Source organism: Arenibacter sp. S6351L, assembly GCF_023016025.1.
Taxonomy (GTDB): Bacteria; Bacteroidota; Bacteroidia; order Flavobacteriales; family Flavobacteriaceae; genus Arenibacter; species Arenibacter algicola_B.
In genome coordinates, this window is sequence record NZ_JALKBB010000027.1 from 1 (window position 1) to 15,138 (window position 15,138).

14 protein-coding genes and 1 tRNA gene are annotated in these 15,138 nt (G+C 38.8%); 7 read left to right on the forward strand and 8 right to left on the reverse strand.

Going from position 1 to position 15,138, the window contains the following annotated elements; genetic code table 11:
• Both MWU82_RS18695 and MWU82_RS18700 read right to left on the reverse strand, forming a co-directional pair.
• Positions 1–1,984, reverse strand: a 1,984-nt coding sequence (locus tag MWU82_RS18695; RefSeq protein ID WP_247097540.1) for a relaxase/mobilization nuclease domain-containing protein, incomplete at its 3' end; no start/stop codon positions are given.
• Entirely contained in the window at positions 1,981–2,367 is a 387-nt protein-coding gene (locus MWU82_RS18700) for a hypothetical protein (RefSeq protein WP_247097541.1), read from the reverse strand. The genes MWU82_RS18695 and MWU82_RS18700, both read right to left, overlap by 4 nt.
• Before the next feature lie 760 nt (positions 2,368–3,127).
• On the opposite strand from MWU82_RS18700, the gene MWU82_RS18705 reads away from it, so the two are divergent.
• Positions 3,128–3,403 (forward strand): type II toxin-antitoxin system ParD family antitoxin, encoded by a 276-nt coding sequence (locus MWU82_RS18705; protein WP_247097542.1) that lies wholly within the window; start codon positions 3,128–3,130, stop codon positions 3,401–3,403.
• Positions 3,396–3,686, forward strand: a complete 291-nt coding sequence (locus tag MWU82_RS18710) for a type II toxin-antitoxin system RelE/ParE family toxin (RefSeq protein WP_247097543.1) — start codon at positions 3,396–3,398, stop codon at positions 3,684–3,686. Before MWU82_RS18705 ends, MWU82_RS18710 begins: the two co-directional genes overlap by 8 nt.
• A 170-nt stretch (positions 3,687–3,856) precedes the next feature.
• On the opposite strand, the gene MWU82_RS18715 is transcribed toward MWU82_RS18710, so the two are convergent.
• The 3 genes from MWU82_RS18715 to MWU82_RS18725 form a co-directional block, all read right to left on the reverse strand.
• Positions 3,857–4,135, reverse strand: coding sequence for a Txe/YoeB family addiction module toxin (locus MWU82_RS18715; protein WP_247097544.1), 279 nt, complete (start codon positions 4,133–4,135; stop codon positions 3,857–3,859).
• Positions 4,135–4,404 carry a type II toxin-antitoxin system Phd/YefM family antitoxin gene (locus MWU82_RS18720; protein ID WP_247097545.1) on the reverse strand — a complete coding sequence of 90 codons (270 nt, stop codon included), beginning with the start codon at positions 4,402–4,404 and terminating at the stop codon, positions 4,135–4,137. Before MWU82_RS18720 ends, MWU82_RS18715 begins: the two co-directional genes overlap by 1 nt.
• Positions 4,405–4,706: 302 nt before the next feature.
• A complete protein-coding gene (locus tag MWU82_RS18725) occupies positions 4,707–6,494 on the reverse strand; it encodes an erythromycin esterase family protein (protein WP_247097546.1) in 1,788 nt (595 codons plus the stop codon).
• Between the two features lie 414 nt (positions 6,495–6,908).
• Between MWU82_RS18725 and MWU82_RS18730 the strand changes: the two genes are divergently transcribed.
• Positions 6,909–8,699 (forward strand): carboxypeptidase-like regulatory domain-containing protein, encoded by a 1,791-nt coding sequence (locus MWU82_RS18730; RefSeq protein WP_247097547.1) that lies wholly within the window; start codon positions 6,909–6,911, stop codon positions 8,697–8,699.
• Positions 8,700–8,813: 114 nt separating this feature from the next.
• On the opposite strand, the gene MWU82_RS18735 is transcribed toward MWU82_RS18730, so the two are convergent.
• Positions 8,814–10,556, reverse strand: coding sequence for a tetratricopeptide repeat protein (locus tag MWU82_RS18735; protein WP_247097548.1), 1,743 nt, complete (start codon positions 10,554–10,556; stop codon positions 8,814–8,816).
• 389 nt (positions 10,557–10,945) lie between these two features.
• Here MWU82_RS18735 and MWU82_RS18740 point away from each other — a divergent pair, with 389 nt between their 5' ends.
• Positions 10,946–11,515: a recombinase family protein gene (locus tag MWU82_RS18740; protein ID WP_247097549.1), complete on the forward strand. Its 570-nt coding sequence runs from the start codon at positions 10,946–10,948 to the stop codon at positions 11,513–11,515.
• A gap of 337 nt (positions 11,516–11,852) precedes the next feature.
• On the opposite strand, the gene MWU82_RS18745 is transcribed toward MWU82_RS18740, so the two are convergent.
• Positions 11,853–11,932, reverse strand: a tRNA-Leu gene (locus MWU82_RS18745).
• Positions 11,933–12,118: 186 nt separating this feature from the next.
• Here MWU82_RS18745 and MWU82_RS18750 point away from each other — a divergent pair.
• The 3 genes from MWU82_RS18750 to pth all read left to right on the forward strand — a co-directional run bounded on the left by MWU82_RS18750 (position 12,119) and on the right by pth (position 14,447).
• Positions 12,119–13,060, forward strand: a complete 942-nt coding sequence (locus MWU82_RS18750; RefSeq protein ID WP_215947885.1) for a ribose-phosphate pyrophosphokinase — start codon at positions 12,119–12,121, stop codon at positions 13,058–13,060.
• A 45-nt stretch (positions 13,061–13,105) separates the two neighbouring features.
• Complete coding sequence (locus MWU82_RS18755; protein ID WP_215947886.1) at positions 13,106–13,738, forward strand: 50S ribosomal protein L25/general stress protein Ctc; 633 nt, start codon at positions 13,106–13,108, stop codon at positions 13,736–13,738.
• A 79-nt stretch (positions 13,739–13,817) separates the two neighbouring features.
• A complete protein-coding gene (pth, locus tag MWU82_RS18760) occupies positions 13,818–14,447 on the forward strand; it encodes an aminoacyl-tRNA hydrolase (protein ID WP_215947887.1) in 630 nt (209 codons plus the stop codon).
• Positions 14,448–14,453: 6 nt separating this feature from the next.
• Here the strand turns inward: pth and MWU82_RS18765 are convergent, their stop codons facing one another.
• The gene (locus MWU82_RS18765; protein WP_215947888.1) at positions 14,454–15,137 is read right to left on the reverse strand and encodes a hypothetical protein; all 684 of its coding nucleotides are present in this window, start codon (positions 15,135–15,137) and stop codon (positions 14,454–14,456) included.
• Position 15,138 lies beyond the last annotated feature (1 nt).

Consider the following 15,138-nt stretch of genomic DNA (forward strand, 5'->3'; position numbering starts at 1 on the left):
TGAGATCGTTCCTGCCATCTTTGATCAGGCCGTTGATAACGGTCTGCTGTTCCAATAATGTTGCGGTGACATCGGGAATGGAATTCAAATAAAGGTCTGTTCTTTTGGGCAACTTACAACTTGTCCTATGGTCCGTATAAATAGATCTGACCTCGAATCCGTCCTTCCCTTTTTCAAAATAGAATCCCTTGGCGTTGAAAAGGGCCATATAGTCCTTCGGGGATTTTTCATAAGGCGCGTGCATCCGTTCGGCATATTTTACATAACGGCCCAGTGCGGCCTTCTCGAATTCTTGCCTATATCCGATTTCCATGGTCCCGTACAGCTTCGGAAAGACCATAGGCAGAAAAAAGGCGGATGCCGTTAGTTCATGGCCGGTATCGGAATTCTGTGCCGTCAACATTTCCAGCACGGAATAGTTTTGACGGACGAAACCGGTGGATACATACGCGTCCATGGCCTTGGGCAAGGGAAGGTCGCCCAATCGAACGGGGACCGTATGTTTGTTGGAACCGGAAAAGGACAATCGGTTATCCTGGTACTTTACTCCCAAGGACCGGAACAGTCGATGGACACTCCCTTTTTCCGTCCCGACATCGAAAATACCGTTTTCCAATATCCTGCCGATAAGCCGGAACTTGCTTTCCAAGGTTTCTTTTTCCTTTTTTTGCTCCAATTGGAATAGCCTGTCCCTCACTATGGGGAACTCTTTTTTAAGTGCTTCCATCAACAATTTTTTTTGATTTCTTGGAAGGTAGCGTTCAAGAAAAATGTAATCTTTGGATGTTGTTATATGCGGAAGGATATCCATTGGGTTCTTGGCCACCATGTTCTCCGAGAACAGTCCGTTGCGGTCCGGGGACTTCAGATAGGATGTCATGAATGCTTCTTTTATCAGTTTTCGGATTTCAAGTTTGAACTGTTTGCTGTCGGTATCGATCTCTGTAGGCTGGTCGCTATTCCCGAAAATATTGGGACGTTTCTCCATCCCTATTTTTGGACTCAGCTCGCTTTCCTTGAACACATATCCCGATTTGTCATGGATGGTATATCCCTTGACGGCATCCCCTTTTATGTCCAGTTTTATATCGATGCCCTGATATTCCTTAAGTACTTCTGGGAGGTCGTGCGGCCTTATGGCCTTAAAAAGTCCATAGGTGGTCCCTATCTGTTTCAGCAGGCGTTTGCGGTGCATCGGCAAGAGCTTGGATTTTGAATTCGCACCAAATACCTTTTGCAGTTTCGGACCGCTTAAGCTTGGGTGTACGATGGAGCCGTTGATGAACCTTGTCCGGTATCCTTTTTGATTGTCCAGGCCAAAGGCGACCCCTATCCTTCCCGATTGATTTTTAGTTTGCTTTATTTCGATGTGATAGGGCCTGACCAGTTTTGCCAGTTCTTGAAAGCTCCGCACCTTATGTTTTTGCAGGATGCTGTTCAGTACGTCCTGCAAATAGAACTTCGTCCCTTGTGCAGGGTCCATCCCGAACTGTTGCCCGGGCAACCGGTATAGCGGAAGTTCCCTTTGCTGCTTGGTACGTGGCGAGGGCGATAGGCCGAACTTTTCTTCAAGGTATTGCTGGGTGGCAATGTTCCTTCGATAGCTGTTGAAGATTCCGAGGACCTTTCCCGAACCGGTTACGTTGGTCGTTATGATATGGACATGCTCGTGTTCGGTGTCGTTGTGCCTTACCACTACATAGGGCTGTTCCCCATAGCCCATTTGTTGCATGTATTCCTTTGAGACCTCATGGAAGGTCCTGTCATCAAGGTGTTCCCCATGGGGAAGATTCATGGTTATATGGGCATAGCGGTTATTGGTGGCATTGCGCTGTCCCTGAAAGTGGAGTACGTTCCCGAAGAATTTCTGTGATATGTGCTGTGAGTACATGTTCCCATAACCGAGTATGCGCATGCCCTCCTTGCCGAACACATAGTTCAACATTCCCTGGCAGCTTTCCCTATATAATATCCTTCCTATCATCCCGTTCGTCCTTCCATTGTAATTTCGATAAGTGTGCACAGCAATCCGTTGACCTTTTGTATCTCGTACTCCAAACTGCTGTTCGGACTTCTCAAAGTCTTGTAGTGGGCCAGTTTGACCAATTGGTTGATGTTGTTGCCGATCTGATTGATATGGTAGGCAAGATTTGAAGTGTCAGGGAGCATATCCTTTTCTTCAGTCTCACCGTTCAAAACCAATCTTCTAAGAAGTGGACTTATAACGCCCCTTTCGGATATATCCATATTATACGATTCGCAGATCAGCCTCAATTTAGCATATTCCGCATCGTTGAACCGGAGCATTACATTATGATGGCGCTTCCTGTTTCGCAATCGTTTCCGGCCTCTTTTATTTTGTTCCATTTTCGTTGCTTTTTAAAGCAAAACACTTCGTCAGAAGTAGACAATTCTAAGTAACTTAGAATACAACTTGCTATCTTCTTCGAAGATAAATATAGCTAGTCAAAATGGATTATAAAAATCTAATAATCAATTATTTAACCCTATAAATCATATGGAATCATATAGGACTATATGGGTACACGTATATAATTTATATGGTCCAATTTGGTGTTTAAAAAATTAGGGAATCATGGAAATATCCAAGTTTTTTGTGGAGAGGGGAAGAAAGGTCAAGGGGTTTTTCTCCCCTTGTGCTTTTCAGTGGCCGAGAGGGGGTCGGGCAAAACTGGAAGGGAAAGACTTTACTTGCGGACAGGTGAAGCGTGTCCGCAAGGGGAGGATCGGAGTGGAAGGGTTGACCGACTTCCGCCGTGGCTTGGGCAAACATATTAATTTTGCAAGTATGGATCCTTAAAGAAAGTCCAAATAAGTTTAGGATTGGATATTCCTATTGACGTTTAAACTTGAGAGTATTTGGTTGGATAAATAGTCGATTAAAAGTTACGTTTAATGGAGTTAATTGTTTTTACCAATACCATCAATTATATAAATACCTCCTAGAAGGTGTAATAGGGCATGAGACGCATCGTAATAAAAGTTATCCTTAACACCTAAACTCGGTTGAAAATGGAGTGATTTTCTTTATTAATACCTAATTCTTTTAAAAATACGCTGATAATATGCTATATTGCGTATACTATATGTTTAAAAGAATAGAATTATGGCTACAGTCCGAAAATCATTGACCATTACAGAAGCCCAAGAGCAATGGATCAAACTGCAAATAGAAAATGGAGGTTTCGCCAACGATAGCGAATATATGCGGCATCTTATACGTTTGGACGAGGAACGCAATAGGGAATTTTCAATTACCAAAGCAGCTATACGGGCGGGCTATGATAGCGGTGTAAGCCCCAAGGTCAGAACCGTTGACGAGATTATGAAAGCCGCAATTGATCGTCGAAAGGACAAAACGCAAGGAATACAGAATGCATAGATATGCTTTATCCTATAGGGCTGACAATGACCTTGATGATATAACGGATTATACTTTGGAGATTTGGGGGGAAAACCAGACACGGGATTATCTTACCGGATTCGTTCAATGTTTTCAATCTTTGGCGGATAAACCAGATCTTGGCAGAAGTGCCGCCGAATATGCACCGCTCCTAAAAAGATACAATTACAAAGCCCATACAATTTTTTACGAACCTACGGAAAAGGGCATTTTTGTTGTCCGCATATTAGGTCAGAGACAGGATTTTGAACTCCATCTATAAGCACTGGTTAAAAACCAAATATGTTCGAAATTCAAACGTGGATCTTCAGTTGAGGAACGGGTAATTACTTTCTAATTCAACAAGCTTCTAAAATTATATTATAATCCCAAGAAAGGTTCCGTTTAAGAAACTAGGCTGGGGCTTTTCATAAGATAAGTAGCCAACTGTTTTTATTTGTCGTCATAATGAAATCGACATTGAATAATTGTACATTTCTGGTCAATTCCCTTTTTACCAGAAACACGGTAAACAAGTCTGTGCTCTCCAGTAATTCTCCTTGACCAAAACCCCTTAAGTCCGTGTTTTAGTGGTTCAGGCTTTCCTAATCCTTTAAAGGGGTTTTGTTTAATTGCCTTTATCAACTCCTTTATTTTAAGAGCTGTATCAGCATCATTTTCTAACCAATATGTAAAGTCATCCCAAGCGTGTGCGGTGAAATCAATGTTCATTATTGTGCCAGTTGAATTTCATCCTCATTATAAGGAACTAACTCTCCATTGGAAATTTGTTCAATTGATTCTGCAAGTCGTTTTCTATTAGCATTTGTAGACAATAAATGCTCTGTTTCTTTCAGTGAATTATATTCGCTAATAGACATTATTACAACCGCATCATCTCCTTTAGTTCTTGGAACGATTATAACTTCCATTGATTTAGAAACATAATCAAATTGCTTTTTCATACTCTTTCTTAAAGTCGATATTGTTATAGCTTTCATAATAATATATTTTTACGTACAAAAAAATGTACAAGTAAAAGTACAATATTTATATCAAATGTCCAAATATTTCTTTCTTTGTTCGAATTTAAGCTTTTATGTAAAAAAATAGTTCTTTAAAACGGCCCATAAAAAGTGAGAATGAATAAAGTTGGTGTAGCGCCAAAAATTGTTCTTTTTAAGGAACTATCCAAAATATCAACATTTTAAAGCTTTTGTACTTGAAAACTAGAAGTCAACAATCAGAATAAGGAGTTTGGCCAATATAGTTCTGCGACGGTTAGTGGTGATGAAATGCCATTTCAATCTAAAAGTGGCGTCGTAGCATTGGTGTTTTTAATAAAAATCAGTGAATCAAAATATTTGGCAAGAGGAAGCCGATAAATATCTTCATTGGTCTCTTTACGGTATCCGATAAATCTTGTTGATCCGATAATTTCATCAGTTTCCAATTCTTTTTTCAATTTTGAGAAATTAAGATAATAGGCATTTCCGTTTAAGGCGAGGGAGTTTTCCCAAAGAGGAGTTTCAATTGATAGAAGGTCAACTTTTTTAAGTCTATCATTATAAGAATGGTCACCATTGATAAATTTTTCCTCTATAAATGAATAGCTCCCTTGTAAAGTAGCAAGTCCAATAGAATGATAGTCATTTCCAAATTCCTGTTTTAAATCCTTGCCCATTAGTCCTATCTCGTTGTCCACAATAATTTCGTTTGAAATATGTGCATTATGCGCCCAAACAATTATTTTTTTACTCTTATCTTTTGCAAAATAGGAAATTCTATCGGCCATTATTTCATCACGACTTTGAATTCGTTTTTTGTTCTTAATGTTTATGTAGTTGATGTATGTATTTTTTCCATTGAATAGAATCTCCTGTAGGGGGTCAGTTAGATTATCTGTTAATTTCAAGTGCTTTTCTATCTCTGAAATATTATCATAAATGGAAGTGCTGATTTTTTGTTCATTTTTTAAATTTTCATTAGTGCTTTTACTAATATTAGATTTTAATTCCGAGAGAAGTTTATCCAATTTTTTATCATTGAGAGGCCCAATGTTGTAAATTAATAGCTGATAAAAAGTCCAAAAGGAATCATCACAACCTTTAAACTTTAGCCCATATCGCAACCGATTATCTTTATACCACTGAAGAAAAGACTTCATCTCTTGAGTCTGGTAAATTGGGAGTAAGTGTTTTCGCATTAAGCTATCCAATGAACTTTCTGACAACTCTTTATTTAAAAGTTCAATATCGTCATACGGACTTTCTAAAACAACTAGGTTAAAACCATTTTCTTCAATAAGTTTTTTGGAAATAATTTCTCTGAGACGGTAAAATTCAGATGTTCCATGGGTACTTTCGCCAATAGAAACTATTCTTTTATTCGACAATTTTTCTATTAACGGATTTAAGCTTTTGAGTATAATGTCGTCGGTTGATAAGTCTATTGGGACCGATGATTTGTGGATGGCTGAATTAAGTTTGTCGGGATTATAATTTTTCAAATATATTTTTGACGTTTCTTTAATGGTTTCAATGTCTTTACCGTCCATAGTAATTTTAAAATCATCAAACCAAGCCGTTCCTTTTCCACCTAAAATGCCTCCGACATAAATGTTCTCGGCACCATTTGGGAAGGGAATTTGTATAGAATATTCTTTCCAATCATTGGTTCCTTTAATTTTTAGTCTTTGCATACTTTCAAATGCCAATGATTTATTTTTACCACTACCATCGATACGCATCAACAGCCCAACAAATCCTTTGACATTTTCATACTTTATTCGCCCTGAAAGTCGGATAGTGTCACCAACATAATCAGCTGGAACTTTATAGGTAATACAACCGAACTTCCCCTTTTCATTTGATACTACTTTTCCAACATAATTTTTATCATTTAGTTTTTCTCCAGATACATTCTCACCATTTAAATTTTTATAACTGCCCCATTTAAACCAACCTTCTGGCATTACCTCCTTTTCAGAGTCAAAATTATCAAAATCCAAATTATACTTTTGTTGAGCAAAAGCCTTTGAACAGAAGGCTATAATGGCCAAACACATTAAAGAGGTTTTTATGCTTTTCATAATTTGACAGCGTGATTTTTTAAGGCTGTTGCGAACATTTGTATTTAGTTCCTAGTAAGCTTATTTTTATTTTGTAGAAACTAATCTAAGCTTAATTTGAAATAACCTCCGCCCTATTATATAAAATTTAACTAATATCAAGGTTACTGCAAATAACTGTTCCCCCAGGGAATTTAATGGGCAAAATTTAAACCAAACTTAAAAATGGGATAAACATTTTTAAGTCCCAAAAAAGGTTCCATTTAGAGAACTGTAGCAAATAGGAAGAAGCCAAATTCAGGAAAAACCATCACAACAATAATTTGTGCATATTCTTTTGAAAAAAGCTTAGCATTAAACCTCCGATCAAATCACACTTTAAAAATAAAACGGTTAACTTAGTGTGAAAATAATTTTAAGGGAGAAATAAGCGGTATGAAAAAAATCATTTTCCTATTGATCATGATTACTTGCACAACAAGTTTGGCACAGTCAAAAATAGAGGGCTTTATTTATGACGGCGTGTCAAATGATCCACTTCCCTATTGCACGATCAGGGTTTACGGCGCAGAAACCCATTATACAATAACAAACGAGGATGGGAAGTTCGCTGTCGATAACGTTTTTTCTACGGATTCTCTAGAAGTAAGATACTTAGGGTTCAAAACAAAAAAAACGGTAGTATCTTATTTTGAGAAAGAACCCAAACTTTATTTGGAAATGGATGTTTCCGTTTTGGACGAAGTTGTGTTGACCGCGGGCGAAGACAAGGAGTACCCCTATAAACTATTGGGCAGGGTTATAGACATATACCGAAAGAGCAAAAATTCAACGGTCAGCAAGGCCTTTCTTACCATGAATTCCTCCACAAGAAATGTTCCGATCGAGCAAGTAGAAGGCTTTTACAACAGCGAGCAAAATTTAGAAAAAGGTATTTTGGACCTCAGGGTCAAAAGTGGACGGTTTGGCCAAAATAGATCATTCCCCTACTATAGCTTGGACAATTCCAAAATTTTAAGCGACTTTCAATTTTTTGGGACCTCTAACCAAATATTGCCCGATTATCCCGGGAATTTGACCTATAATGCCATAGAAAGAAAATACGATGTTAAAATTGATGATTGCATCAATTGTAGGGGAGATGAAACACTCATTTCCTTTTCCCCTAAAGAGGCCAATGGTAGATTGTTTTATGGAAAAATGCTGGTGGATACTGAACTGTTGGTCGTCAAAAAAATAGAGCTTTGGGCCAACGATCCCATAACAAATACATTGACCTCCATCAACGAAGATGTTATACTGACCCCCAAGGAGATTAAGCTCAACATTGTTTTTAATCCTATGGACCTTGAAATGGTCCAGTATCTGGACCTTTCCTTCCAAATGGGTTACAGATCTAAAAATGTTTCGGAGATCATCGATTCCAGAACTTTTCTATATTTCTTTGATTACGACACTTTTTTTGAAGAACCCTATTTTACCAAGAAGATCGCCTTTAACAACGATTATGACAAAATGATCGCCTTGCAGGCATCCGACGATTTTTGGGAAATCAACTACCAATTTCCCAAAAGTATCAACGAAAACAAGTCTATGGATTTCATGAAAAAAAATGGATTCTTAATCAATTTCAACAATTACATCCCCCTGGATGACCTAAAATATACAAGGCCCACGGTGCTTTCATGGCAACAAGGGAGAAGGCTTAAGTGGGAGTATTTACATGACAGGCCTACCGAAGGAGACGGGAACGTTGTAATGGGCAACAACCGTGGCAAAGGACTACCAAGTGGCAAAGCATTCGATTCTCCTTTTGAACAATTAAAGGACCAGAACTCCCAAAAAGGCAAGGACAATATCAACATCTCTTATATGGTGGACAGTTATAAAGGAGAAAACGGGATTACAAAAATAGTGAGCCGAACTTTGCTGGATATCAATTCCTCTCAATTCAGTTATGAGCGAACAAAAAACAAGCTGGTATATTTCAATATTATTTTTGATATTTATGAGGTTTATAGACAATTGGCCGCTTCCCGTATAAGGGAGGATATGACTTTTGATAAGGTAAAATCGATTTATGATGAAATGTACAAGGCGGCCTCATCCGAAGTGAAAAAAATAGAAAAGGAAACCCGTAACGGTAGTGACTACGAGGACTTGGTCAAATGGAACGACCGGATAAAAGCAAAATTAAAAATTGACAATTTTGCTTTAGTACAATAAACAACTTTAATTTATAAAGAGGGAAGATCTACTGTTCCAAAAACCCTAATTATAATCTTATGGTATAAGCTATAATAGAAAGAGTTCCTCCCCTAGCCTACTCCAAAACGCACCTTATTGATCGATAACAGTATCCGTTAGGGTGTTGATGGTGAGGAGGCCGATACCTTCATATTCCGGCGTCAACTTTAACAATCGTAATACCCTGAGTTGTGTAGGAAGTCCAAAGTCGAAAAAAATTAATACCCGTAAATAGGCGGGCTCCTGGACAGGACTTTCATAATGCTGTAGGTTCAACTGCCACTTCCCTTTTAGGTCATCGTCTAGAAAAAATTGGGTGCAGGCATAGCCCCTAAGCGATTCTCCATTTTGCATTCCGGTATTTTCCCAGGTATCGTAGGACAATTCAGGGCTTACCAATTGAAACCCTATATCAATGTTGGGGTTGCTCCACGTTGCGACGATACGTGTGCGTGAAATTTCAACCCCAGCCTCACTCTCTAATTTTTCCCAACTTGCCTTTTCTTTTCGGGACTGCATGTTGTTAAGGGATTCTACGGTCATAAATAGGTCCGCTCCAAATTTATCAAAGGGAAGACTGTCCATATTCCGAAGCTGCTGATAGCGAGCGTAGACTTCTGAGGCCTTTTTATCATTCCCTTTTTCGGCATATACATCCGCTATATCACAATAGGATTGTGCAGCCGAGGGATCAAGCTCTAAAATAGTAAGGAACAAATCCAAAGCCTCATTCTTCCTTCCCAAAATATCATATCTGTATGCCAGCGACCTTAATACTGTAATATTATCAGGAAAACGTTGACGAACCTCCTTAAGAACCATATTAGAAGTATTGTCATCTTTCCAACGTTCCCTAAAATAATCGGCCAAGTCCAAAAAAAAGGTTGGGTTTTCCGACAAAAGTTCTTTGTTCCTTTGAAATAGCGCCTCGGCTTCCACAGCGGTAGTGGTCTCGCCAAAAGCTTCCATGTAATCAGGAGGTTTTGGGGCATAGCCTCCCTCGTCTACAAACAATTGATTTAGGCTGTCCCTCAAAGTGGAATTATCATACCATTTGTCAACTTCATTGTAATCCATTTGGGCCGTGGCCTTGGTATTGATTACAATAACCCCTCCAACACCCATTGGCCCATATCTGGATATCGCCGCATTACGCTCGAGAATGGCCACACGGTCAATATCATGTGCTGATAAATACGTAGGTGCCGTCTCCTGTATGAACCCGTCCACATCAAAAATAGCCTTCGGAGGTGTTCTGACGGAATCATATAATGAATAAGCAATCCTTCGCAAATAAACCTTTACTTCAGGAACTCGAACAACCCTCATACTAGGATTAAAGTTTATCAAAGAGGATAAAAAATCTGGGCCTGTTGCCACCAGATCCTTACCGCTGATAACCTGAAAGGCCGATGAAGAACGGTCCTTGTTTAAAAGGCCCCTTGAGGTCTTGACCAGATTTGTGTTTTCGGGAAATTCGGCCAAAATATCTTTTTGTGTTTTTCGTCTCCTTTTATTCAAAGTCACTTCATCCAATTCGGTTACCATTGGGGATAGGACTATTTTAAGTTCCTCTCCCGTTTCGGGAACGACAAGTTCATAATTGCCAAATCCCAGGGAAGAGAATACTAAAACCTCATTGGCATGTGCTTTTAAGGAGAACAATCCGCCTTCATCCGTTTGTGTTCCACGTTGGGTACCTTTGAGCAGTATATTTACATTTGGAATGGGAGTTTCCCATACATCCGTCACACTTCCCGAAATGGTAATTTCCGAAGTTTGGGAGTAAAAGGGCAACACAAACCATAATACCAAAAAAGTCAACCAATTTTTCATACTCATTTAGATAACTCAACCTGCGTTGGTAAAATTTCATAAGCAGATTGATATCATTAAAGATAATTACAAAAAATTAAATAATGCTTGCATACGCTTACAAAACAGGATTAATGGTACGCCACTGAAAAACACTTCTATTTTTGGTATGCTCAAATTTTTTATTAGCAATGTAGTTTTACAGTAAATAATGTTTCTCAGGGCGATAAAGATTGTCAGATGTTTTAGAAGGTGGTTTTGTTGGGTAATGGCTATTTGTCAAAATCCACAGTTCCGTAAAAGGGCCGATTTACGTGACACTTTTCACGGAGGGAAAAATCTTGGACGGTATTGTCCCATTTCTGGTCTTTTTTAGTAGTTTCGTTAATTAACCTTTTACGGCACTAAATATGGTAATAGGATATGCGAGGGTTTCCACCCCGGAACAAAAATTGGAATCTCAAATAGATCTGTTGAAAAATAACGGATGCGAAATAATCTATTCGGATATAGCAAGTGGAACTCGGGACGATAGAAAGGGCTTGAATGAAATGCTGAAGTATATGAGAAAAGGGGATACTATCTTGACCTATAAAAATGATAGGGTATTCCGTTCCCTAAAAAACATGGTACAACTTATCGACCGGTTCAATGAATCTGGAGTGCATTTTAAAAGTCTTAGCGAACCCGAATTCAATACTAATTCCGCCAACGGTAAATTTTTACTTCAAATTTTTGCGGCTGTTGCCGAATTCGAGCGTAATCTTATAAGTGAGAGAACAAAAGTTGGCTTGAACAATGCCCGTAAACGTAATAAGCTTTTGGGTAGGCCTACTGGATCAAATCAGGAAACTATCGAAAAATACCATTATGCCAAGCATCTTTACGACCATATGGATGTAGCGATTGGTATTGCATGTATCAAGGCTAAAATAAGTAAAAGTTCATTTTATAGGGTGGAAAGGCAACTTTCAAAATGAAAGATCAATAAGCAATGTTCCCTGGATTTTTAAAATCAGTCCAAAGCTAAAACAAAGTTTAATGGTCAAAATGGTTGTCAAATTTTAGGATTTCGTAATGTAGGTGGCATCCCCATCTTAATTCCGAATTGCCTACAATTCCAATAATTTCACTGTGACTGATAGGTAATTAAGTGGTCACTTGGGCTCGAACTAGGACAACTTGGTAATTAGTCACTTTTTTCTAAAAAAATTTATTCACATTAAATCATCCAGAAATAATTCCAGTTCAATTGTTGTACCTATGTTGTACCTGGGCAATAAAAAAGGCCTCAACATTTCTGTCAAGGCCTTTAAGTACTCGAGGTGGGAATCGAACCCACACTCCGAAGAACTGGATTTTGAATCCAGCGCGTCTACCAGTTCCGCCACTCGAGCAAATTTCAATTTTCTCAGCTGTTTTTTATAACCTCTGATTCATTTGAGACTGCAAAACTAAAAAATATTTTCTTTATATCACCAAAAAAATAACAACATTTATACTTTAGCAACCCAAATTAATTTCTAAATTTGCACCTCCTTATGAAAAGGAGTTCCAATAAACTAATAAACAATACATTAACAATGCCATATCAAGTACCGGAGCCTAAAATTTTTACCTGTACCCAAAGTACCAAGCTATCCGAAAAAATAGCGGAACACTTTGGTTCCAATTTAGGCAATGTTATTTTTTCCAGATACAGCGATGGAGAGTTTCAGCCATCATTTGAGGAATCTATACGTGGTATGCGTGTATTTATTATTGGTTCTACGAATCCTGGTCCTGAAAACTTAATGGAAATGTTGTTGATGTTGGATGCTGCAAAAAGGGCGTCTGCAAGGCACATAACTGCAGTAATGCCTTATTTTGGCTGGGCCAGACAGGATAGAAAAGACAAGCCTAGGGTTCCGATAGCTGCCAAATTGGTAGCCAAAATGTTGGAGGCAGCAGGTGCTACCCGCATTATTACAATGGACCTGCATGCCGATCAAATACAAGGCTTTTTTGAAAAGCCGGTAGACCATTTATTTGCGTCCACTTTGTTTTTACCCTATTTGGACAGTCTTAACCTTAAAGACCTAACCATAGCCTCACCGGATATGGGTGGATCCAAAAGGGCCTATGCCTATTCTAAGGCGCTTGGTTGCGATGTTGTTATTTGTTACAAACAAAGGGCACAGGCCAATGTAATTTCGCATATGGAACTTATTGGTGATGTAGAGGGGAAAAATGTAGTTTTGGTTGATGACATGGTCGATACGGCCGGAACTTTGACCAAAGCGGCAGATTTAATGATGGCCAGGGGAGCTGTAAGTGTAAGGGCAATTACCACACATGCACTACTATCAGGCGATGCATATGAGAAAATTGAAAAGTCAAAATTATCGGAACTTATTGTAACCGATTCCATTCCATTAAAAAAGGAAAGCAAAAAAATAAGGGTAATAAGCTGTGCCGAATTGTTTGCCGATGTAATGCACAGGGTACATCACAATACTTCAATTAGTTCCAAGTTTCTAATGTAGAAGTATATTATAAGAAAGTAATTTAATTAATATTTAATAAATACAATGAAGTCAATTACAATTAAAGGATCAGAAAGAGAAAGCGTGGGCAAAAAAGCAACAAAGGCCTTACGTAATGCTGGAAAGGTTCCTTGCGTTATTTACGGAGGGGAAAAACCATTACACTTTGCAGCAGAAGAACTATCGTTCAAGGATTTAGTGTACACTCCAAACGCACACACTGTTGTGGTTGATTTGGAAGATGGTAAAAAGTACGATGCGGTAATGCAGGATATTCAATTTCACCCTGTAACCGATAGTATTTTACATGTAGACTTTTATCAGTTGTTCAAGGATAAAGAAGTTACTATGGACATTCCAGTAAGGTTGTTGGGTAACTCTCCAGGGGTTAGAAATGGTGGTAGATTATTGTTCAGAAAAAGAAAGCTTGCTATTAAGGCATTGCCAGACAATTTGCCAGATTTCTTTGATGTGGATATCTCTAAATTGAAAATCGGAGGAAATATTTCCGTATCTACATTGTTGAAAGATGAGTTTACTATCCTTCACCCAGAAAACACTGTGGTTGTTCAGGTTAAAGCTGCACGTAATGCAGTCTTGACAGATGAAGAGGATGAAGAAGGAGAAGAAGGAGCAGAAGCTGCTGCAGAAGCACCAGCTGAAGGCGGTAACGAATAGATTTTATCTAAAATAAGTGTAAAAGCATCCCGTATCTGCGGGATGCTTTTGTATTTTTATCAATTTCAAAATTAGTGCTATGTTCCAGTTTTTAGAATCTTTTTTTAAATTGAAGGGGACATGGTTGGATGAAAAAGACGCCATGAAGAAATTTTTAGTTGTAGGACTGGGTAATATTGGGGAGGAATACGTTGAAACCCGTCATAATATTGGTTTTAAAATATTGGATTCCCTATCCACAGAGGAAGATTTTACCTTTGAAACGGCAAAGTTGGGAGATGTGGGCACTTTTAAGGTCAAGGGTAGAAGTATATTATGTCTTAAACCATCTACCTATATGAACAGAAGTGGAAAAGCTGTAAAATATTGGATGGACAAGGAGAATATCCCTCTTGAAAATGTGCTTATCATCACAGATGATATTAATCTTTCTTTCGGAACCATCCGTTTAAAGACCAAAGGAAGTGATGGAGGCCATAATGGATTGAAGGATGTTCAGCAGTATCTTCTTACTACCAATTACAATAGATTGAGATTTGGCGTTGGATCCGATTTTGGAAAAGGCAAACAAATAGATTATGTCTTGGGAGAATGGAACCAAGAGGAAAAGGAAGCCTTGGTTGAACGATATGAAAGAGTCAATGCCCTTATCCGTTCATTTGTGCTTTCTGGTGTAAATAGGACAATGAACGAATACAACGGAACCTAACAGCTGTTAGCGTACTTTAAACTCGGAAATGCTATTTGTAGCGGTGTTTCCTTCCCTATCCATGGTAATTATTCTCCAGTAATAAACGGTGTTGGCTTCAACACTTACCTTTAGATCGGATTTCCCGGACGTTAGTGTGCTTATTAGAGTAGTTGGTGGGCTTTCGGTTGAAAAGTATACCTGGTATCCTTCCAGATCATTATCCACATCTGCGCCCTCCCATTCCAAACGAACCTCATTATTGATATCCCTGGCTATGTTCGCTCCTGTTTTGGGAGATATAACCTCTGCGGGAAAAGGTGCATGGGTGGTTTCTACACCCGCATTAAAAAACCGCCATGTTTCACTACGTGCCGTTTCCGAAACTTTGGTGTTTTTGGAAACTACCAACCAAGAATATGGGGCTCCCCTTTCAATATTCAAATTTGCCGAAGTGCCGCTAACCACAATGGTTTGTGTAGTGTTGGTATTCAAATTGGTAGCCCTTAATTCATAGGATTCCGTGTGGTCCGATGTTTGCCATCTAAATTGTACCGTAGAATTGTTGGTTCCAGTTACGTTTATGCCGGTTGTGCATTCCGAGTTTTTTTGCGGAAAGACCAGCTGGGCGGACAAGGGTGGTTTGGGAGAGTCTTTCCCTCCGCATCCCACTAGGGCCAAAAAACATAAAATTATGGCTATTGGTTTCATC